The sequence below is a fragment of the Iocasia fonsfrigidae genome, from assembly GCF_017751145.1.
Lineage (GTDB): Bacteria > Bacillota > Halanaerobiia > Halanaerobiales > DTU029 > Iocasia > Iocasia fonsfrigidae.
Genome location: NZ_CP046640.1, coordinates 2,636,988 through 2,659,104, shown reverse-complemented (window position 1 = coordinate 2,659,104; position 22,117 = coordinate 2,636,988). Strand labels below are relative to the sequence as shown.

20 protein-coding genes are annotated in these 22,117 nt (G+C 33.9%); 19 read left to right on the top strand and 1 reads right to left on the bottom strand.

What is annotated here, in order from left to right:
* Window positions 1-17 precede the first annotated feature (17 nt).
* From GM661_RS12750 to GM661_RS12695, 12 genes are all read left to right on the top strand, one after another.
* The gene (locus tag GM661_RS12750) at window positions 18-1,037 is read left to right on the top strand and encodes an SIS domain-containing protein (protein ID WP_230867173.1); all 1,020 of its coding nucleotides are present in this window, start codon (window positions 18-20) and stop codon (window positions 1,035-1,037) included.
* A 220-nt stretch (window positions 1,038-1,257) separates the two neighbouring features.
* Window positions 1,258-1,971 carry a GntR family transcriptional regulator gene (locus GM661_RS12745; protein WP_125990970.1) on the top strand — a complete coding sequence of 238 codons (714 nt, stop codon included), beginning with the start codon at window positions 1,258-1,260 and terminating at the stop codon, window positions 1,969-1,971.
* Window positions 1,972-1,998: 27 nt separating this feature from the next.
* Entirely contained in the window at window positions 1,999-2,835 is an 837-nt protein-coding gene (locus tag GM661_RS12740; protein ID WP_269059888.1) for a PfkB family carbohydrate kinase, read from the top strand.
* 93 nt (window positions 2,836-2,928) lie between these two features.
* Window positions 2,929-3,960: a TRAP transporter substrate-binding protein gene (locus GM661_RS12735; RefSeq protein WP_230867171.1), complete on the top strand. Its 1,032-nt coding sequence runs from the start codon at window positions 2,929-2,931 to the stop codon at window positions 3,958-3,960.
* Between the two features lie 72 nt (window positions 3,961-4,032).
* Entirely contained in the window at window positions 4,033-4,530 is a 498-nt protein-coding gene (locus GM661_RS12730; protein WP_230867170.1) for a TRAP transporter small permease, read from the top strand.
* A 39-nt stretch (window positions 4,531-4,569) separates the two neighbouring features.
* Window positions 4,570-5,853, top strand: a complete 1,284-nt coding sequence (locus tag GM661_RS12725) for a TRAP transporter large permease (protein ID WP_230867169.1) — start codon at window positions 4,570-4,572, stop codon at window positions 5,851-5,853.
* Window positions 5,854-6,008: 155 nt separating this feature from the next.
* Window positions 6,009-6,443 (top strand): methylaspartate mutase subunit S, encoded by a 435-nt coding sequence (glmS, locus tag GM661_RS12720; RefSeq protein ID WP_230867168.1) that lies wholly within the window; start codon window positions 6,009-6,011, stop codon window positions 6,441-6,443.
* Window positions 6,440-7,831 (top strand): methylaspartate mutase accessory protein GlmL, encoded by a 1,392-nt coding sequence (glmL, locus tag GM661_RS12715; RefSeq protein WP_230867167.1) that lies wholly within the window; start codon window positions 6,440-6,442, stop codon window positions 7,829-7,831. Before glmS ends, glmL begins: the two co-directional genes overlap by 4 nt.
* A gap of 17 nt (window positions 7,832-7,848) precedes the next feature.
* A complete protein-coding gene (locus GM661_RS12710) occupies window positions 7,849-9,300 on the top strand; it encodes a methylaspartate mutase subunit E (protein WP_230867166.1) in 1,452 nt (483 codons plus the stop codon).
* A 42-nt stretch (window positions 9,301-9,342) separates the two neighbouring features.
* Complete coding sequence (locus GM661_RS12705; RefSeq protein ID WP_230867165.1) at window positions 9,343-10,596, top strand: methylaspartate ammonia-lyase; 1,254 nt, start codon at window positions 9,343-9,345, stop codon at window positions 10,594-10,596.
* A 5-nt stretch (window positions 10,597-10,601) separates the two neighbouring features.
* A complete protein-coding gene (locus GM661_RS12700; protein WP_230867164.1) occupies window positions 10,602-11,978 on the top strand; it encodes an acyclic terpene utilization AtuA family protein in 1,377 nt (458 codons plus the stop codon).
* A complete protein-coding gene (locus tag GM661_RS12695; RefSeq protein ID WP_230867163.1) occupies window positions 11,971-12,282 on the top strand; it encodes a DUF4387 domain-containing protein in 312 nt (103 codons plus the stop codon). The genes GM661_RS12700 and GM661_RS12695 overlap by 8 nt, the downstream gene beginning before the upstream one ends.
* A gap of 335 nt (window positions 12,283-12,617) precedes the next feature.
* Here GM661_RS12695 and GM661_RS12690 read toward each other — a convergent pair whose 3' ends face one another.
* A complete protein-coding gene (locus GM661_RS12690; protein WP_230867162.1) occupies window positions 12,618-13,514 on the bottom strand; it encodes an alanine-tRNA synthetase second additional domain-containing protein in 897 nt (298 codons plus the stop codon).
* Window positions 13,515-13,853: 339 nt separating this feature from the next.
* Here GM661_RS12690 and GM661_RS12685 point away from each other — a divergent pair, with 339 nt between their 5' ends.
* From GM661_RS12685 to flgK, 7 genes are all read left to right on the top strand, one after another.
* Entirely contained in the window at window positions 13,854-14,288 is a 435-nt protein-coding gene (locus tag GM661_RS12685; protein ID WP_230867161.1) for a MarR family winged helix-turn-helix transcriptional regulator, read from the top strand.
* A 19-nt stretch (window positions 14,289-14,307) separates the two neighbouring features.
* The gene (locus GM661_RS12680; RefSeq protein WP_230867160.1) at window positions 14,308-17,046 is read left to right on the top strand and encodes an MMPL family transporter; all 2,739 of its coding nucleotides are present in this window, start codon (window positions 14,308-14,310) and stop codon (window positions 17,044-17,046) included.
* A gap of 33 nt (window positions 17,047-17,079) precedes the next feature.
* Window positions 17,080-17,898 (top strand): outer membrane lipoprotein-sorting protein, encoded by an 819-nt coding sequence (locus tag GM661_RS12675; RefSeq protein ID WP_230867159.1) that lies wholly within the window; start codon window positions 17,080-17,082, stop codon window positions 17,896-17,898.
* Between the two features lie 24 nt (window positions 17,899-17,922).
* Complete coding sequence (locus GM661_RS12670) at window positions 17,923-19,299, top strand: hypothetical protein (protein ID WP_230867158.1); 1,377 nt, start codon at window positions 17,923-17,925, stop codon at window positions 19,297-19,299.
* A 364-nt stretch (window positions 19,300-19,663) separates the two neighbouring features.
* Complete coding sequence (gene flgM, locus GM661_RS12665; protein ID WP_230867157.1) at window positions 19,664-19,861, top strand: flagellar biosynthesis anti-sigma factor FlgM; 198 nt, start codon at window positions 19,664-19,666, stop codon at window positions 19,859-19,861.
* A 19-nt stretch (window positions 19,862-19,880) separates the two neighbouring features.
* The gene (gene flgN, locus GM661_RS12660) at window positions 19,881-20,384 is read left to right on the top strand and encodes a flagellar export chaperone FlgN (protein WP_230867156.1); all 504 of its coding nucleotides are present in this window, start codon (window positions 19,881-19,883) and stop codon (window positions 20,382-20,384) included.
* Window positions 20,385-20,439: 55 nt separating this feature from the next.
* Entirely contained in the window at window positions 20,440-22,107 is a 1,668-nt protein-coding gene (gene flgK, locus GM661_RS12655) for a flagellar hook-associated protein FlgK (protein WP_230867155.1), read from the top strand.
* Window positions 22,108-22,117: the final 10 nt, after the last annotated feature.

The window sequence follows — 22,117 nt, the reverse complement described above, 5'->3', positions numbered from 1 at the left end:
TTGAGGAGATGATTAATATGCGGAATTTGGATATTAACTATAAAAAAAATCTCAAAATGGTATTAAAGGGTTATCAGGAAATAGTTCAAAAAATAAAAAAGGTGGTTTCAAGGGATTTCAAAAATATAAATTTAGTTGGTTGTGGGGCTAATTATTCCCAAATGCTAACAATAAAATATATTTTTGCTGGTTTAATTAAAAATATTAATTGTAATGTCTATCAAGCAGGGGAATATGACCGTAAAATTCCCATAACGATAGATGAAAATAGTCTAGTAATCGGGATGTCTCATTCAGGTAATACTGCTGAAGTATATAATTCATTAAAAAAATCAAAAGATCAAAAAGCAAAATTATTGGCTATTTCCAGTAATGAAGAGTCTAAAATAGCTCAGATTGCTGACTTACATTTTCAATATCCTGATGGCGAGCAGATGTCAGAATTAAAATTACTATTTTTGTCGATTATTACTTTTGCTGTTGCTGAAGTAATGGAAAATCCATTGCCTGAAGAACTGAAGGAAGGATTATTCGAATTACCCGAATTATTAGAAGAAGCACATCAGCTTTATAAAGATGGGGCTCTCAAATTTGCGGAAGATTGTGCAGACAAAGATATGATATATACAATAGGTTCAGGACCAACTATGGGAGCTGCTTTTGCTTTTGGAAACTGTAAATTGATGGAGATGCAATGGAAGGATGCTTCTGTATTAAACGCATGCAATTTTTTTCATGGACCTTTAGAAGTAGTTGATGATAATCATTACTTTCTTCTGTTTGCTGCAGGAGATAAGCAATCAGATTATGTTCGTAGGATTGAAGAATACTTAGCATATAAAAAGGCTAATTATTATTTTGTTGATGCCCTTGATGTGTATTCTGGTAATTCTAGTTTAGTAAAAGAATATTTAACACCTTTTTTACTATGGCCTGCACTAACAATATATGCCTGGGCACTTGAAGAAAAAACTGGTCATAATTTAGATATTAGAAGAAATATGGGTAAAGAAGGAACAGGTTATATCTGGGAATAATATATCAATTGATAGTATAAAAACCTTAATTTGTAACTAATTATCTCCTCCTAATATTTAGTAATAATAAAAAAGTATAAAACGAAAAACAATAAAGACAACATATAACTTAATAGAACAAATAGAGATGAATTATATCGTAAAGAATTGTTATGGATAAAGAGATATGATAATATTTAATTAAGTAATTTTCAAATTAAAGTTTAGGAGGAGAATAATTATGTTAAAACAATCAGGTGTAGAACCACTTTATGTGCAATTGAGGGAGATAATTACTACTAAAATTGAGAGGAATGAATTAAAACCTGGAGACCAAATTCCAACTGAAGCCTATTTAACGAAAAAGTATGGAGTAAGTAGAATTACTGTAAGGAAAGCAATACAAGATTTGGTGGATGATGACATATTAATTAGAAAACAGGGGAAAGGGACTTTTGTTGCTGTTCCTAAGATTGAAAGGGAACTGATTACAGTTAATAGTTTTAGTAAGCGGATGAGTGAAAAGGGATTTATTCCAGGGGCCAAGGTATTAAGTAAAGAACTTATGGAGCCAAGCCCTACTATCTGTAAGTTTTTACAGGTTGAGAAAAACGCTGAAGTTATAGCTATTCAGAGGTTAAGGTTTTTAGATAAGGAACCTGTTGCTATTGAAAAATCATATATACCATATGAAAGTTATCCCCTTGTTTTAGAAGCTAATATCAACATAGGCTCACTATATAAATTCTTAGAAGAGGAATACAATGTAAATCCAGGAAAATCGGAAAAAACCCTGGAGATAATAAAGTGTAATGAATTTGAGGCTAAACATTTAAATATTAGTGTAGGTGAACCACTGTTTTTATTAACAGGAGCAATTTATACAGATGATAATCGTTCTATTGAATATGTGAAAACTGTATTTAAGGGAGATCGTTTTAGATTTAAAGTATAAGTATAATGGGGGCAGAGAGTAATAATTATGAGTAATGCTATAAAGGTTGCCGGTGTAGGGGATAATACTGTTGATATTTATATTGACAGTAAAGAAGGTTTCCCGGGAGGAAATTGTGTGAATTTCTCTGTTTTTGCTCAAAGATTAGGGGTCGAAGCTAGTTATATTGGTGTCTTGGGAAAAGATGAAAATGGGAAAATATTAAGTCAAGCATTGCAAAATGAAGGAGTTAATCTTCAAAGAATTAGGTTTAATGAAAAAGAAAACGCTTATACTTTTGTTAGACACGAGAAAAATGATAGGGTTTTTATAAAAAGTGATCCCTCTACTTCTCAAAGCTTAAAGATCGAAAAGGAAGATTTGGATTTTTTGAATGATTATGATTTAATCCATAGCAGTATTTATAGTAAAATAGAAATTTATTTATCTGATTTAAATAATTTAGGATGTAAAATTTCATATGATTTTTCAAATAAGTTTAGTCCACAAATAATAGACGAGGTATTGCCTTGGGTTGATTATGCTTTCTTTTCCTGGTCTGGTAGGGAGGAAAAAGACATAATTAAATTCTTAAGAAAATGGACAAGCTTACATGGAACAGAATTGGTCATTACTAATGGATCAAATGGCTCATATGCTCTAGTAAATGGTGATTTAATACATGTCCCTGCGGAAAAAATTAAACCTCTGGATACTATGGGTGGGGGAGATGCTTATATTAGCAATTATTTGATATGTAGGTTACAAGAAAAACAAATAGAAACATCAATGAAAGAAGCTACCAAATTTGCTGCAGAAAGCTGCCTTCATAAAGGGAGCTTTGGTTATAAACATGTTTATCAGAAAATTCCTGGGTTGAAATAAATAATGGAGAGGGGGTGAAAAGTGGTTAGAAGATTAGAGGTTAGATAGGTTTGCTAATAACAAAGAAAATAACTAATAAGGAGGAAATTTACAATGAAAAAAAGTATGATTATTTGTTTAACTGCAATTTTTGTTTTGACATTAGTCATAGGTGTTGTGGTACAAGCTGATGAGAAGCCTATCAGGGTCAGGATGGCCACTTCTTATTATGAAAACCATCATTTTGGCCAAAAGATGAAATGGATAGCTAAAGAACTTGAAGAAAGAAGTAACGGCAGATTTAGGTGTGAATTATTTTTTGATGGTTCGATTGGTGGTGAAAAAGAACTATTAGAGGGTATTTTATTGGGGGATATTGATTTAATGCCAGGAGCAGGTGGTGTATTATATCACTATGTACCAGAACTTAATGTTGGAGAACTACCTGGTTATGGTTGGAAGGATTCAGCTGAGGTAAGGAAAGTTATCAGGGGTTATTTTCCCCAATTTCAAGAGGTTGCGGCAGAAAAGGGTTTTATGCTTGTTGGAGTAGATGCAACAGATTTTACAGGGATTATGTATAAGGAACCATTTGATTCTTTAAGTGACATCAAAAATGAGAAATTTAGAGCTGTTAATAGTGATTATTCAGTAAATCTTACTAAGCTATTTGGAGCCATTCCTGTACCATTAGCTTATTCAGAGGCTTATATAGCATTTCAACAGGGTTTGGTTGAAGGTGCCTTAATTGCTCCCTCTATTGCAGTTCAACCAAATTGGCAGGAAGTTCTTCAAGCCTACTGGGATTTAAAAATAATTCATGCTACTACTTGGACGGTTACAAGTACAAAGTTTTATGAAAGGCTACCTAAAGATTTACAGGAAATTTTTATAGAAACAATTCAAGATGCAGAAATAGTTAATCTGGAAGAAGCTAAAAAAACATATGAACAGGCAAAATCAAAAATGATTGAAGATGGAGTAACATGGTATGATAAAGGTGATATTTCTGTTGATGGTGATATAGATAAGAAACTATTTGGGTTCCGTGATGATTTTATGAAGGAAAAAGGTAAAGATGTATATGATTTTTATACAAAATGGTTAAAATATGTAGAAAAAACTACTGGGAGAAAGCAGTTATAGTAATTTGTAAAATAAAAATTAAGGGTCCGGCTATAAAATCCGGACCTTTAAGAAAAAGGTGGTATTATATTTATGGAAAATAGGATTGAAAAATATTATAGAATTTCCAAATGTCTATTGGAAATAGTTTCTGTAATGTTATTTGTTTGTGTTATTTTTTTTCAATCTCTAAATATTTTTTTTCGCTATACTAATATTGCTGGTTCTATTATTTGGGTGGAAGAACTTACTAGATATTCATTTATATGGATTGCTTTTCTGCTCTGGCCCCTTGCCGATAGAGGTGATGCTCATTTCAGGGTAGATATTTTTCCAAATAAACTAAATGAGAAAAAGAAATTATATTTTGATATTTTTATTGATGTACTTGCCCTGTGTTTTGCTATTATAGTAATATGGTCATCTTTTAAATATATACCAGTTACCATGCTTTATCGTACAGATTCTATTTCCTGGCTTAAAATGGGTATGGTATATTTGGTAATACCGATAGGTCTTACCTTGCTTTTTGTTGAGAGAATATTAATGATATTTAAAAAAATAAAAAAAGTTTCGGAGAACAGTGATTGATTTTTTAAACATAGTAACTAATTTAAAGGGGGATATAATATGGGAGTAATTCCAATATTATTTGTAATTATGTTGTTTTTAATTTTTATTGGGGTACCAATTGTCTATAGTGTTGGGATTTCAGCAATCTGGATTATTATAAATAATGATTTTGTTAATTTGACTATTTTACCCAGTAGAATGTTTAAGGGAATAGATTCTGTTACTTTAGCTTCGATCCCATTTTTTCTACTTGCTGCTGAATTGTTATCTAAAGGCAGTATAATAAAAAGAATTATTAATTTTTCTAGTTCTTTAATTGGACACCTAAAAGGAGGGCTTGCCCATGTTAATATTTTAGCCAGCATATTTTTTTCTGGTGTTCAGGGGACTGTTACAGCAGATAGTGCTGCAATCGGAGGACTACTAATACCAGCTATGAAAGAAGATGGGTATGATGATGATTTAAGTGTTGTTGTTACTGCAACATCATCCTGTATTGGACCAATTATTCCTCCTAGTGTATTGATGATTATCTATGCAATTTTGACAGAAACCTCAGTAGCAGATTTATTTATTGGTGGTGCTATCCCAGGAGTTATTTTGGGTATAGCATTGATGGGTATTACTCATTACTGGGTTATGAAGAGGGGATATCAACCATATCGTCAAAAAAGGGCTTCATTTAAAGAAATTATTACTTCTTTTATACAAAGCTCTCCAGCTATGATAGTACCATTGTTTATTGTTTTAGGTCTGGTTTTTGGGGTAGTAACCCCTACTGAATCAGGTATATTGGCATGTCTGTCCGCTTTAATTATATCTGGTTTGATTTATCGTGAACTTACGATAGTTAAAATTATTGACGCATTAAAGAGTACTCTATATTCCACAACAGTTATCTTGCTTATTATTTCTATTACGACAGTTTTTTCAGAGATTCTTGTTCGTCAATTTTTTGCTCAAAAATTGACTGGCTTTATCTTATCAATTACCAATAATCCAACTGGAATACTTTTCTTAATGGCAGTTATAGTATTTATTTTGGGAATGGCCATAGATACTAATCCATTATTAGTTATGTTAGCCGCTCCTTTATATAAAGTGGGTACATTTGTTGGTATAGATCCGATACAATTAGGTGTAGTACTGGTAATGACTGCACTTATAGGGACTATAAGTCCTCCAGTATCATTGTTAGTATGTATAAATTGTGGTATTGCAAAAATACCAGTATCAAGAACTTATAGAATTATCTGGTCTTATTTATTAGTTATGATGTTAATTGTTTTTTTAGTAATATTATTCCCTTCTATTATTACCTGGTTACCAAGTATTTCATAAAAAAGGAGTATAACAATGTTTCACCCCATTGAAATTACTGATCGAGTTATTTTTTGGAGCCAGAGGCAGCAGTTAAAAAAAGTATTGAACAAATAATGGAAAGCTTATAAGATATATATTTTTTAAGTAAGATATGTATAAGGGGGCATAGATTAATGATAAGTAAAAAGGGTACAGTTGTACTCGGGGTTATAGGGGCTGATGTTCACGCTATTGGTAATCAAATATTAGAATATGCTTTAAGGGAAGCTGATTTTAAGGTTATAAATATTGGGGTTATGGCTTCACAAAAAGAATTTGTTCAGGCAGCTATTGAGACAGGAGCAGATGCAATTTGGGTTTCATCCTTATATGGGCATGGGGAAATGGATTGCCGTGGTTTGCGTAATAAATGTTGTGAAGCAGGGATAGGAGATATTCTTATTTATGTAGGTGGAAATTTGGTTATTGGTAAGCAAAATTGGCAAGAAACAGAAAAGTTATTTAAAAATATGGGATTTGATAGGGTTTATCCACCTGGAACACTTCCCGGTGTATCAATAAATGATCTTTTAGAGGATCTGAAATTATCTAAAGGTGATAAAAAATGAGGACAGCTTTGTTAATTGATATAGGTAGTACTTATACCAAAACAACATTACTTGATATTGATAGGGCAAGAGTACTCAATAATAGTCAGGCTTATACAACAGTTGAAACTGATATAAATATTGGTTTAAAAAAGGCTCTGAAAGATATTAATGGCTGGGAAAGGGCTGAATATAAGTTGGCCTGTAGTAGTGCTGCTGGTGGTTTGAAAATAATTGCTATTGGATTGGTACCTGAACTTACAGCTGAAGCAGCTAGACGGGCGGCTTTGGGGGCTGGAAGTAGGGTTTTAAAGACATATAGCTATCAATTAACAGAAAAAGATATAGTTGAGATAATAGAATTAAAGGCAGATATTATTCTGCTAGCAGGTGGTACAGATGGAGGTAATACCGAAGTTATCATAGATAATGCTCAAAAGATAGCAGAAAGTTCTTTATCACAAGCTATTATTGTTGCTGGCAACAGGGTCGCAAGTGAAAGGATTAAAAAAATATTTAAGAGAGCTGGTAAAGAATTTTATATAAAAGAAAATGTAATGCCAAACCTAGAGGAATTAAATATTAAACCAACTCAAGAACTGATTAGAAAAATATTTTTAGATAAAATTATATATGCTCGTGGTTTAAATAGAGTAAATGAATTTATAGATGGTATTATAATGCCTACACCGGCAGCGGTACTCAAAGCAGCTGAAGTATTAGCTGACGGTTGTGAAGAAGAAGAGGGTTTAGGGAAATTAATGGTAATTGACATTGGAGGAGCTACAACAGATGTTCATTCTGTTGCTAATGGTAAACCTGAAAAGGCTGGTGTTAGTTGGCGTGGTCTTGAGGAACCATATGCCAAAAGGACAGTTGAAGGTGATTTAGGTATGCGTTATAGTGTTCTCTCTTTAGCAGAGACTATTGGTGAAGAAAAAGTCAGATTAGAACTAAATAAAAAAGGCTATAATATTTCTGCTGATAAATATAAAGAGATGATTAAGCATCGTAGAAGTGAAACTGAATTTATACCGAATAATGAAAAAGAAAGGGTATTAGATAATATATTCGGTCGTAATGCTAGTTGTATTGCTGTCAGTAGACATGTAGGGCATTTGAAAACTGTATATACTCCACTAGGTCCTAGTTATATTCAGGAGGGCAAAGATTTAACTAAAATAAAATATCTTATAGGTACTGGGGGGATAATTGTCAAAAATGAAAATCCGGCCTTTATTTTAGAAGGTGCTTTATATTCTAATCAGGATAATTCTGAGTTGTTAGCGCCAATAGGTCCTGTTATTTTAAAGGATTCAAAATACCTTATGGCAGCGGCTGGTTTATTAGCAGAATTAGAACCAAAAGTAAGTATAAAAATCATGAAAAATTATCTAGAAAAAATTTAAGTTTGGAGGGGGATTAAATGCAGGTTAAGAATAAGAAGATTGATAAAGAACTTTTTCTTAAAGAACGTCAAGAAGTCTTGAAAAGCTGGTCAACTGGTAAAGAGGTTGACATTAATGAAGCAGTAGAATTCCATAAAAATATGCCAGAGAATAAGATAATGGTAAATAAATTAATTGATGCTAAAAACAACAATAAAACCCTAATACAACCTAGGGCTGGTGTAGCTCTGGTTGAAGCACATATTGATCTTCTCAAATTTTTATTGGAAAAAGGGGAAGCTGATCTTTTACCTACAACAATAGATAGTTATACTAGGCAAAATCAATATCAAGAAGCAGAACAGGGGATTAAAGAAAGCTATGAAACCCGACGTTCTATGTTAAATGGTTTTCCTGCTGTAAATTATGGGGTTAAGGAGTGTCGTAAGATTATTGAAGCTATTGATGCTCCAGTAGAAGTGCGACATGGCACTCCTGATGCTAGATTATTAGCAGAAATAACATTAGCTGGTGGATTTACAGATTTTGAAGGTGGAGCTATATCATATAATATTCCTTATGCTAAGAAAGTATCATTAGAAGATACTATTCAATACTGGCAATATGTTGATAGATTAGTTGGATATTATTATGAACACGGTATAAAAATTAATCGTGAACCTTTTGGCCCCCTTACTGGAACATTGGTACCCCCGGCTATATCCCATAGTGTAGCTATTTTAGAAGCTTTATTAGCAGTAAAACAGGGTGTTAAATATGTGAGTTTAGGATATGGTCAGAACGGTAATCTTATTCAAGATATTGCAGCTATTCAGAGTTTAAAAGAACTTGCTGAGAAATATATATGTGATGAAGGTTATGATGATATTGAGATAACTACAGTGTTTCATCAGTGGATGGGTGGTTTTCCACAGGATGAGGCGAAGGCTTTTGCAGTAATATCATGGGGGGCAACTGCTTCTGCTTTAAGCAAAGCCACAAAAGTTATAGTAAAATCGCCTCATGAAGCACTGGGTATACCAACAAAAGAAGCAAATGCCTCAGGTCTAAAAACAACTAGACAGATTATAAATATGCTTAGAGACCAGAGTATAGAACAAACCAAAAACATGGATATTGAAAGGGAAATAATTATTGAAGAAACTATTGCTATTTTAAGTAAAGTTAAGGAACTGGGTGATGGTGATTGGGCAGTTGGTATAGTAAGAGCATTTGAGGCCGGTGTTTTAGATATTCCTTTTGCCCCTAGCCAATATAATTCAGGAAAAATTTTACCAGCTCGTGATAATAAAGGAGCAGTTCGCTTTCTTAATACCGGGAATCTTCCTTTTGATAATAAGATAAAAGATTTTCATGCTGATAAACTAAAGGAACGCGGATTTTATGAAGAACGTGATGTAAGTTTTCAAATGGTTGTTGATGATATTTATGCTATTAGTAAAGGTATGTTAGTGGGAAGACCTAAGTAATCCTGATTTTCAATTTAAATTTATAATAAATTGAGGTGAATTATGAAACAAATTAAAAATGTAATTGCTTCCCCAGGGTTGACAGGTTTTTTCTTTGATGACCAGGCAGCGATTAAAAATAATGCAGTTGAAGATGGTGCAACATACTATGGAAAAATTGAAACCCCTGGTTTTAGTAATATTAGGCAGGCGGGTGAATCAATTTCAATTATGCTTATTCTTGATGATGGCCAAGTTGCATATGGTGATTGTGCTGCTGTCCAATATTCTGGAACAGGTGGAAGAGACCCTTTGTTTCTGGCCAAGGAATTTATCTCTATAATTAATAAAGAAATTGCCCATTTATTGATTGGTAAGGATTTAAAAAGTTTTAAATCCTTGGCAGAATTAGTTGATAATTATTCTAAAAATGGCTGTAAACTACATACCGCTATTCGATATGGTGTTACTCAGGCCCTTCTTGATGCAGTTGCTAAGGCAAAATATTGTACCAGAACAGAAGTTGTCCTTCAAGAGTATGGTCTAAAAAGCATTTTAAAACCGATACCTATTTTTTGTCAGACTGGTGATGACAGATATTTGAATGCAGATAAAATTATTATTAAACATGCTGATGTTTTACCTCATGGTTTAATAAATAATGTTGATGCAAAACTTGGGAAACATGGTGAAAAACTACTGGGTTATATTAAATGGTTGAAGGAGAGAATTAAAAAGATAGGTGATGAAAACTATGAACCTATTTTTCATGTGGATGTTTATGGAACTATTGGTTTAGCATTTAATAATAATTTAGAAGAAATGGTAGATTATTTGCTTGATTTAGAAAAAGTATCCTCTCCTTTTAAGATAAGGATAGAAGGACCTGTTGATGCAGGCAGTAAAACAGAACAGATAAAGAGTTTAAAGCTTTTAAGAAATAGCTTAAAAGAATCTAATAGTAGTGTGGAAATTGTCGCTGATGAATGGTGCAACTCTCTGGAAGATATAAAAGATTTTGTTGATGCTGAAGCCGCTGATATGGTTCAAATTAAAACCCCTGACCTGGGAGGAATAAATAATATAATAGAAGCTGTCCTATATTGTAAACAACATGGTATAGGGGCTTACCAGGGGGGAACCTGTAATGAAACAGATCGTTCTGCCCAGATTTGTACTGATATAGCTTTAGCAACCAGGCCAAATCAAGTTCTTGCTAAACCAGGCATGGGAGTTGATGAAGGTTTAATGATTGTTTATAATGAAATGCAACGTATTCTAACTCTTTTAAAATATAAAGATAGTCAGGGGGTCTAAATATAATGGAAGAAATAAGAGTTTTAGCACCAACAGCGATTTTAGGATATGGTTTTCCTTTAGAATCATTTAATCGAGGTTTAAAATACAAGCCAGATATTATAGCAGTTGATGCTGGTTCAACTGATCCGGGTCCTTATTATTTGGGTTCGGGAAATTCTTTTACTGACCGAGAAGCTGTAAAAAGGGATTTAAGGATAATGATTAAAGCTGCTAAAGAATTAAATATTCCTGTTCTAGTTGGTACTGCAGGTGGTTCAGGTGGAAGGCCGCATCTTGAATGGTGTAAGGATATTGTAGTAGAAATAGCTCAAAAAGAAGGACTGAACTTAACTGTTGCTTTAATTAATGCTGAGTTTGATAAAGATTATATAGTCGATCAATATAATAGAGGTAATATAGAACCTTTATATCCAGTAGCACCATTAGATCTCAATGAGATCATAAGTTCGACTAGAATTGTTGGACAAATGGGAATAGAACCAATTATAAAAGCCCTTGACAGGGAAGTAGATGTAATTTTAGCAGGAAGGGCATATGACCCCACTGTTTTTGCGGCACCGGCAGTTAAAGCAGGTTTTCCGGAAGGGTTATCACTGCATATGGGGAAAATATTAGAATGTGCTAGTATTGCTGCTGATCCTGGTAGTGGTAGTGATTGTATGTTAGGGATATTAAGTAAAGATTCGTTTATATTAGAACCTTTAAATAAAAAACGAAAATGTACGGAAACTTCTGTAGCTGCTCATACCCTTTATGAAAAAAGTAATCCCTATGAATTATTAGGTCCTGGAGGGATAATAGATTTAAGAGAAACTAAATTTAAACAAATAGACAATAGACGGGTTGAAGTAAAGGGCAGCCGCTTTGTCAAAAATGAAAAATATACTATAAAACTTGAAGGGGCTAAGATGATTGGTTATAGAACGATTTCTATTGCTGGTACTAGGGACCCTATTATGATAGAGCAAATTGATTCAATTATTGCTGATGTTAAAGAAATGGCTAAGGAAAATTTTGCTAATATAAAGGCGGAAGATTATCAACTTTTTTTCAGAGTCTATGGAAAAAATGGAGTAATGGGGGATCTTGAACCAAAATCAAAACTATTGTCCCATGAATTGGGAATAATAATTGAGGCTATAGCATTAACCCAGGAGTTGGCTAATACCATTTGTAGTTTTACTCGTTCAGCTATGCTACATTATGGTTATGATGGAAGAATTGCAACAGCAGGTAATTTAGCGTTTCCCTACTCACCATCTGATATAAAGACTGGGGAAGTATATCAGTTTAATATCAATCATTTACTGGAAATAGATAATCCAGTAGAGGCTTTTCCTTTGGAAATTATTAAAGTTGGGGGAGAAAATGATGGGTAAACCAATAATTGAGTATGCAGAAGTAATTAGAAGTAAAAACGCTGGCCCCTATGAATTAACTTTTGATATAATATTTAAAGATAGAAAAATTTATGAAAGAGTTAAAGAAAACAAGTTAATTAATAAAAATTTAATTAGTCGACTCTATGGTATAGAAAAGGACCAAATAAGTTCTATAATTTTTTTTGAACCAGCTCGTGCCGTGAAAATCACGATAGTACGGCCATTATCTGCAGGAGCCCCTGGTGAAAGGGATGTATATGGTGCTCAACAACATGTCCCTTTACTTAGTATTGAGATATAGATTTAACCGAATGTTTTTTAAATAAACAATTCAAATTAGAGGAGAAGATATAAATGTGATTTTTTTATAATTATAGTAGAGTTGTAATCTAAATCATTGTATATATTACTCCTCTATAATATGTATTTGTATTATTTGAACAGTAATTTCATAGGTAACTATGTTGAGAAGAGATGATTTTAATGAGGCAGATAAATAAAGATGAGATTGTAGCAGCTAGCCTCATTACCAGTAGCTGTTTAACTGTCATGCGGCCAGACAGTAATCAATGATGGTAATGACCTCTATAGAGATGGGGTGAAAGCATATTGCTCAAAGGAGGAAATAAACAATATTTAAAAGGTACTTAATTTAAATTGACTGTGTTCTGTTCCGACAAAACCAGTCAGTAAAAAGAGATTTTGCTTGGTATCAATTTTAAATTCTGGTAATAATCTATATCCTTCAAGTTCTCCAGTTCTATGCAAATGTATTCTTGGTCCTGTACATAGATACTTAAAATCTCCTATTTTAATATGTTTGTCATCAACATAGCTTACTTTTTCATTTTTTTTAATATGTTCTTTGACTTCCTGTTCGATTTCTTTGATAGAAAAATCAGGTTTATCTTCAAATAATAAAACAAATCCACTTTTGACATCACTATGTAATGGAGGTCTGGGATAGCCTCTTTTTTCTATTGCCATGGCAGTTAAATCCTCAGCAGTATGTGCCATCCGACGATATTTTATAGATTTAAAAACAATGTCAGCTATTTCTTTAGAATAAGGTCCAAATACCCCAGGTCTTGTTACTATTACTTCTTCACCAATTCCAATTAGCATTTCTGGTGATATATTGAGATGATCTTCTAGTAAATTATAGTGTTCGACAATTACTCTTCGCTCATTTTTTATAGCGTATTCAATTGCTTCGGCTAGTTGCCAGGGTTGTTTAAACGCAGTTTCAAATCGCATGTCAATATGATAAGTATGGCTATTAGGTTTACCATCTTGATAATCGCTAAATATGGGAAGAGGTCTCATATTAATTCCTTCATCATCATTTGTGAGAATTAACCCGGGAAACATTCCTTTAATTAATAAAGATTTACCAGCTCCAGCATCGCCGATTAACCCTATTAATTGATCATTAGAAGATAAGTAAAATTGAGAGATGTTGTTTCCTAAAGAAAGGAGTCTATCTTTCCCCCTTGGTGCATAATAAACTGAGTGTGCAAAACTATTAACCATAAAGTATTCTCCTATTTATTTTTTTTATGTAACAGCATCTTGTGTAATTAATTGACTTTAAGAATTTAAATAAAAATAATTATTGATTTTAATTATATTTTATTTTAAAAATAAAGTCAATCTATGAGTTGCTTTATAGTAGCTTATGATCATTCTAAAATATTAGTTTAACTCGCAAGTGTAACTAATTTTGAGATTGAGGGAGGAGAGTTGCATTAATTACTATTAATTACTATAATGCAGCTCAATCATTGAAATATAATAGTTGCAAGTACAACTATATTTTGCTATGATAAGCTATAGGATAGTTGCAGCTGCAATTAAAAAGAGGTGGAATTAATGTTAATTGATGCCCCAATTGGCAAATGGATTTCCAGGTTATATAAACACCATGAACAATTTATTGATGAAAAGCTTAAAGTCTACAATTTAAAACATAGTGAGGCTAATCTCCTAATGCATCTTTATAGAGACAAAGACGGTGTAAATCAGGAGGTGTTAACTGCTAATCTAGGGGTAGATAAGGCTACAGTTTCCCGGGCAGTTAAGGGTCTTTTAAAGAAGAGTTATCTCTTTCGTCAAAGGTCTCTTGAAGACGGTCGGGTAAACCTAATATTTCTTAGTGAAAAGGCAGAGGGGATTAAATTAATAGTCAGGAAGGTTTATCAGGATTGGTTTGATTTTATAATGGGCGATATTCCAGATAATGAGGCTAAAGTTATGTTGAGAAATCTTAAAAAAATGTATAATTTTGCGCAGAATGATTTATCCTGAAGGAAAGTGGGGAAGAATAATGGATAGGATATTAAAACAGGAAAAACTTATTGTAGTTACTATATTAATAATTACCCTTTTATTTGCCTGGCAGATACCCAATATAGAAATTAATAATGATATTGAGGTTTTCTTACCAGATAATCATATCTCCAAAATTACTAATAATGAAATTGAGTATATCTTTGGCGGCAATGATAGAATGGTAGTAGCCCTTAAAGCAAGGGATAATAAGTTATTTACCAGGGAAAACATATCATTAATTGCAGAATTAAGTGATAGAATTGAAGAGATTTCTGGGGTAGATGAAGTAACATCATTGAGCAAGGCAGATTATATAGAAGGTACAGCAGAGGGGATGGTAGTAGAGGAACTTGTTAAAGAAACTCCAGTTGATAATAATCAGATATATAATTTAAAGGAAGAACTGTTATCCTGGGACCTCTATAGGGATAATCTCTATAATAGTGACCTGAATGCAACACAGATATTGGTAAGTCTAAAGGATAATCTTAGAAATGAAGAAAAGGATCATATATATTATCAGCTTAAAGAGATCAGTAATAGCCCTGATTATAAAAATTTTGAAATTTATATTGCCGGGGCTACAGCGGTTAATGTCCTGATGGGTGATAAGATGATAGAGGATATTAAGTACCTCCTTCCTTTTATTGTTATTATTTTAGTAGTGGCCCTTTTCCTCTTTTTTAGGAAAATTTTTCCGGTAATTTTAACAATGGTGACAGTAATTATTAGTACAATCTGGGCTGTTGGGTTAATGGCCCTGTTAGGGGTAAATATGACCCTGGTTTCAACTGTAATACCAGTTCTGCTAATTGCAGTTGGCAGTGCTTATGGAATACATATCTTAAGTCACTATTATGATGATCTTATAGAAGAAGAGGGTATTATTTCTAGCCAAAGACACCGGGAGATAGTACTGGGAACAGTAAAACAGATCGGTAAACCTGTTTTTCTGGCTGGTTTAACAACTGTAGTGGGTTTTGGGTCACTGGCCAGTAGTCAGATTATACCGATTAGAAGTTTTGGAATATTTACAGCAATAGGGATTGCTGCAGCATTCTTAGTAGCCATTTTATTAATACCAGCCCTTTTATTACTAAAATTTGGTGAAGGTAAAGAGGTTTCAGCAGATCAATATCAAAGCAGGGGTCATTTTGAAACAGTAATTACCAGGCTTCATGAGTTATATGCTCAGAAGAGAATAAGTTTATTGATATTAATTGTAATAATTTTCTCTGTATCTCTAGTAGGTATCAGCAGGATTATTATTGATACCCCTCTTATAGAGATGTTTAAGGAAGATACTGAGATCAGGCAGGCAGACAAATTTATAAATGAAAATTTTAGTGGGACATCTCTAATGAATGTTATGATTGAAGGTGAGGGTCAGGGTAGTCTTACAGACCCGGAGATATTAAAAGGGATTGATGAACTGGAGCAATATTTGATGGAGAATATGACTGAGGTTGGTAAGGTGTCTTCCATAAGTGATTTTATTAAGAGAATGAACAGGGTTATGCATTACCCTGAAGAAGAGATAGAGCAGGGTGAAGATACTGTCCTTGATGAAGGGAGTGAAACTACCAGCAGCTTTTTTTCTGGGGGAAGTCAAGATAGTAAGGAAGAGAGTACTTCCAGTTTCTATAGTGAATCTATGGAAACAGATTCTGAAAGTATTTCCAGCTTTTATTCTGATGCAGGGAATGATAATAAAGGGGATGAAACTACCTCCAGTTTTTACAGCAGTGAACATGAATCTTCTCCTGCTGGGGAAAGTAGTCAAGAGGAGTTTGTTATAAACTCCGGGCCTGATAAGGAAAAACATATCAGTGAATATCAATTCATTGAGTTGTTAAATAAGAGTTTATTGAGGGCAGATAAACTAAATTTAAATGGAGAAGAACTGCTTGAACTTATCAAGAGAGAAATGAACTTTCAGGGGGCTGCCTATAATGAAATACCCTATGATTTAAGCAAATATCCTGCTGTGGATAAACAGGGGCTAAAGGATTTAGTTTCACAATACCTGCTTTTATATTCAGGTAGTCTTGATGATATGATTAATGACCAGTTAGAACCAGATAAGGCTCAGATTCTAATACAGCTTAATAGTCCCAGTAACCTGGTAGCAGCCAAAGTAAAAAAGGAAGTAAGTAAATATAGTCAGGAATATTTTCCAGAGGGATATAAGGTAAAGATATCTGGTAATGCTGATATGGCCCTGGCAGCTAATAATCTAATTGTACACAGTCAGACTATGAGTATAGTGATTTCCTTAATAATAGTTTTTATAATTGTTGCTATTTCATATAGGTCTATTCTGGCAGGACTTTATGGGATTATTCCTCTGACTTTTTCACTATTAATTAATTTTGCCTTGATGGGGTATACAGGAATAAAGCTTGATGTAGGGACAGCTATGGTTGCTTCAATTGCTATTGGAATTGGGGTTGATTATACAATACATTTCCTGGCCCGTTATCATTCAGAAAGGCAGAAGAGTAGTAATCTGTATCAGGTAACCAGAAAGACTTTGATTTCAACAGGTAAGGCCATTATTTTTAATGCTACATCAGTAGCAGCTGGCTTTATAGTGCTGCTTTGTTCCAACTTCTATCCACTGGTTTATCTGGGTTTATTAATAGCCCTGACAATGTTTACTTCATCACTGGCAGCATTGACAATTTTACCACTATTACTTAACATCTTTAAACCGGCTTTTATTTCTAAATAAGACGCATAAATAAAAAATCAGGAGGGATTAATAATGGGATTTAAAAAGAGTAGAAAAATTATCTTGATGTTGATGGTCTTTGTGCTGGGTATAAGTCTTTCAGCAGCGGCCTTGACTGGTAGAGAAATTATGGAAAAGGCAGATGAGAGAGAAACCGGTGATACTCAACATGCCTTAATGGGTATGGATTTAATAGATAAAAAGGGAGAGGTTAGCCCTAGGACTATTGAGGTCTGGGCCAAGGAATATGGTGACCCAGCAGATGACCTGAATAAAATGGTGATGGTATTTCATGAGCCTGCCTCTGTAAAAAACACCCGTTTTCTACAAATTGAAAATAAAGATAGGGATGATGACCAGTGGATTTACCTACCAGCCTTACAAAGAGTAAGGAGGATTTCGTCGTCCCAGGGTGGGGATTCATTTATGGGTTCTGATTTTACTTATGATGATATGGAATCAAGGAAAATAGATGATTTTACTTACAAATTACTTAAAGAAGAAAAACTGACAAAGTATGAATGCTATGTTGTTGAGGCCATTCCTAAGGATCCTGAAGAAGAGCAGTACCAGAAGACTATTTCCTGGATTAGTAAAGAACATTATATTCCCTTGAAAGTGGAGATGTATGACAAAGACAGTGGGAAATTAATTAAGTTGATGACAGTAGAAGAGAAGATTGAAAAGATTAATGGAATTTGGACTGTTTTCTCTACAACTATGGAGGATTTAGAGAGTGGTCATAAGACACAGCTTTATATTAAACAAAATAAGGGTAATTATTTACTTGAATATAATAAAGAGATTAGTGACAGGAGATTCACTCAGCAATTTCTGAAAAATGGAAAATAATAATCTGATGGGAAAGGTGGTAATATGCTTAAAAAAGCTTATCTATATTTCTCAATAACAGCCCTATTGATTCTGTTTTTTTCCTTAAGCATTATGGCCTTTGAGAGTGATAGTTTTTTTACAGAAGAAGAACAGGGACCAGAGTTTAGTTATTCAGGGGAGCTGTTCCCGGAATATAGATTATTTAATGATGATGATAATCAAGGGAATATTGACCTTGATCTTGAGCTAGCCTATCAGACTGATAATTATGATTTGAAGGCTTTAATTGATTATACTACTGGTGCCCGCAAAGAATTTGACCTGGCTGAGGCTTTTGTCCAATATTATGCTGGTGAATATCAAATACTTCTGGGTAAAAAAAGGCTTGTCTGGGGCAAAGGGGATAAGGTTCATGTAGTAGATCAGATTAATGCCGAAGATATGAGTGATTTTGTTAATCCTGATTATCTGGATAGGCAACTAGGGGAAGAGATGCTCAAGATAGACCGGTATTTCAGGGATGGTCAGGCCTTACTGGAGTTTGTTTATACCCCTGAATTTACGGCTCACAGACTGGCCGATGACTCTGATAGCGAACTGGGTAACTGGGTAATTAATCCCTTTGCCTCAGTTTCCCTGGAAGATATAAGCAGTTTAACTGGTTACAGCCAATCCAGGATTATCCATAAGGTGGAAGATGCCTTCCCTGATTATAATAATCAATTGGCTCTCCGGTTTACTGACAGCAGACAGGGGATAGATTATGGATTTACGTATTATCACGGCTATTTAAGGGACCCATCATATGATAAAGCTGTTTTACTGTCTGCTGTAGGTAATTCTGCACAACTGGATAGTGATAAGTTTGAAGAATTGTTAACAGCGGCAGACCTCCATTATGATGAGGTAGATATGCTGGGGGCTGAACTGGCCACCGTCTGGCGCACAATTAATACCAGGTTTGAGCTGGCTTATTTTAGGACAGATGATATCTCTGGTAATGACCCGGTAGTAAGAAATAATAAGATAGCCTGGGTTATTGGTGGTGATAGAGATTTAGCTATTAGTAATTTAAACCTAAATATACAATTAACTGGTGAAAAAATCCTGAATACTAATGAAATCAAGGATAACGGAATTAGTGACCAGGAATATAATGACGATGGAGATTATACAACAAATAGGTTGATTGTTAAGCTGGAAGATAGTTACCAGAATGAGACCGTTGTTCCAGAATTAACCTGGATATATAACCTGGAAGATGAGGATTATTCACTTGAGGGTAAGCTTGATTATAAATTACAGGATGATTTGCATTTAGAACTGGCTCATAAAATATTCTCTGGTGATGCAGGAACTACCTTTGGTCAGTTTAAAGATAATGATTTTACATCACTGGGTTTAAGGTATAGCTTTTAATTTGATATAAAAATAGTTCCCCCTGTTGTAATATTACAACAGGGGGAACTATTTTTTTTATCTACTATAGTATATTTTTCCTTTTTATGTTAAATAAATCCTGAATAATTTGAGTTCCTTCTTGTAGAATTCAAAACACTGATACTTTAGCACTAAAAAGGGTTAATTTTACAATTTCACATATTTATTTTACATTTATTTGACATTTTAAATTTATAATTATGACATAAAGATAGTTAATTAAACATAAATTGTAAAATTGTTTTAAAATTCAAGTATTGAAAGATAACAATATGTAATTTTGTCGTTAAACTTTTACAGGTATAAATTTGATATACAAAATTAATAAAAGGGGTGAATTAACTTGGATTGCCACCACTTGAAATCAGAAGACAAAAACATTAGAGATTTGGAAGAAATTAAAGAGTATAAAAATCGTTTAAAAGAAATGTCGAATATAAGATGGGATAGGGTAGAAGAAATAAAAAAGGCAATAAATAATGGTAAATACCATATTGATTCCAGGCAGATAGCTCGCAAGATGCTAGAAGTTTTAGATTGAAGGGGCAGGAGTGAGAATAGTGGGTGAAGAGGTAATTGAAAGATTAATTGAGATCCTTGAAGAAGAATATGAGTACTTAGTTGTCCTTAATCAACTGGTTCTGAAGAAAAAAAAAGCCATAATAAAGAATGATGTAGATAAACTAGCAGAACTATTGGGAAAAGACCGGGAAATACTTGCCGGAATTCAATCCCTGGAAAAAGACCGTTTGGAAATCATTTCTCAATTAAAAGAGATGTACAAGCTAAATAAAGAAGACTTAACATTTGTTGAGTTAAAAGATTCCTTACCTGATTTATGGCAAAAAGAATTATCTGTGATGAAGGAAAAGATGTTAAAAGTTATTGCAGATTTACATAAAGGAAATGAAAAAAACAGGGTATTAATAGCAGAAGCAGTTAAATTAAATGAGTTTTCTTTAGGAATCTTATTAAATATTTTGCAGCCGACAAATCAGACATATGATAAAAAGGTGGGGCTGGGGACTAAGGTTTCACAACATATATTAGATCAGCGGAGTTAAGGTATTAGCAATAGAATAGAAGCAGTAAAACAATATAATTGAGGGAGGCTAGTCTATGTCGAGTACATTTAGTGGTTTAAGCACTGTTCTTAGTGCTTTGCAGGCCCAACAAAAGGCTATGGAGACAACAGGTCATAATATTTCCAATGCCAACACAGAGGGTTACAGCAGACAGAGGGTGGTACTGACTGCCAGTGATGCCTATGCCTCTCCTGGTATAGCAACCGGGACAAGTGTTGGTCAGACTGGTACAGGCGTTGACATTGAGGCGATTGAAAGGATTACAGATGAGTTTATTAATCAACAAATTAATGAGGATAGTCAGGGACAGGCTTACTGGGAGAAGATTTTACAAGGCTTAACCCATCTTGAAAGTATTTTTAATGAATCTACGACATCAGAGTCAGGATTAGATGATGTTTTAAATGATTTTTGCGAAGCATTACAGGATTTAAGTAGTACCCCTGACTCAGAACATTTATCTGTCAGAAAAACTGTTCAAGAGACTGCTGAATTAGTGACTGATTCCTTTAATGCTATTTGTGAAAATTTATTAGAATATCAAAGCTCTTTAACTGAAGATATTAGTACTAATGTAGAGGAAATCAATTCTCTAACTAGTAGGATTGCAGCTTTAAATGAAGAGATAGTCAGTGTAGAAAATAGTGGTCAGGCAGCAAATGACCTCCGTGATTCAAGAGACCAGCTCTTAAAGGAACTCAATACATATGTTGATGTGCAGAGTTATGAGGATAGTCGGGGTAACCTCCAGGTCACCTTAGATGGGAATCTCCTGGTCAGTAGGGACAATTCCTATGATTTAACTGTTGAACAAACAGGTCAGAATGAGAGTCAGTTAATCTACGATTTAACTGGTAAAAAGGTCTCTGTTGATAGTGGTTCTTTGGCGGGAGTGTTGGAACTGCGAGATGAAATAGTTGCTGGTTTCCTGGATGATATAAATCAGATGGCAGAGTCTTTTGCTAAGGAATTTAATGCAGTACATCAAGAAGGATATGATTTAAACGGTGATAGTGGTGAGGACTTTTTTGTTATTAATAATCAAGAAAACGCAGCTATGGGTCTTAGTGTCAGTGAAACCATAGAAAATGATGTGAAAAAAATTGCTGCCGGTAGGTTTGAAGGGACCTATAGTGATAATACAGATGTGGCAACTGTTGATATTAGTGATTGTACTTTATTGGCAGATGGTTATCAGATAGAGATTGTTGAATCCACCACTATTCCAAGTGAGGTTGATTATACAGTTACAGATGCTGATGGTAATACCCTGACAAGTGGGACAGCCCAGGCGGGTGACACAATAGACCTGACTGCAGTAATTGGTGTTACACTTAATATCAAGAGTATTGGAGAGGCGACTATTTCCTTTGGGACCAGTGAGGGGAATGGGAATAATGCCCTGGCTTTAACTGATGTGATTGATGAAAATGAAATAGAGAGTTTAAATGGTTCATCTTTAACTGATTATTATGAGTCAATTATTGCTTCCATAGGAGTGGAGGGGGAAGAAGCAGAGCAGATGTTAGATAATCAGGAAGCACTCCTGGAACAGCTGGAAGAAGAACAGGCAAGTATTTCAGGTGTTTCCCTTGATGAAGAGATGACTAATATTATTAAGTTTCAGCAGGCCTATATAGCAGCTTCAACAGTAGTGACCACTATTAATGAAATGCTTGATGCCTTGCTTGCTATGGTTTAAATATAGGAGG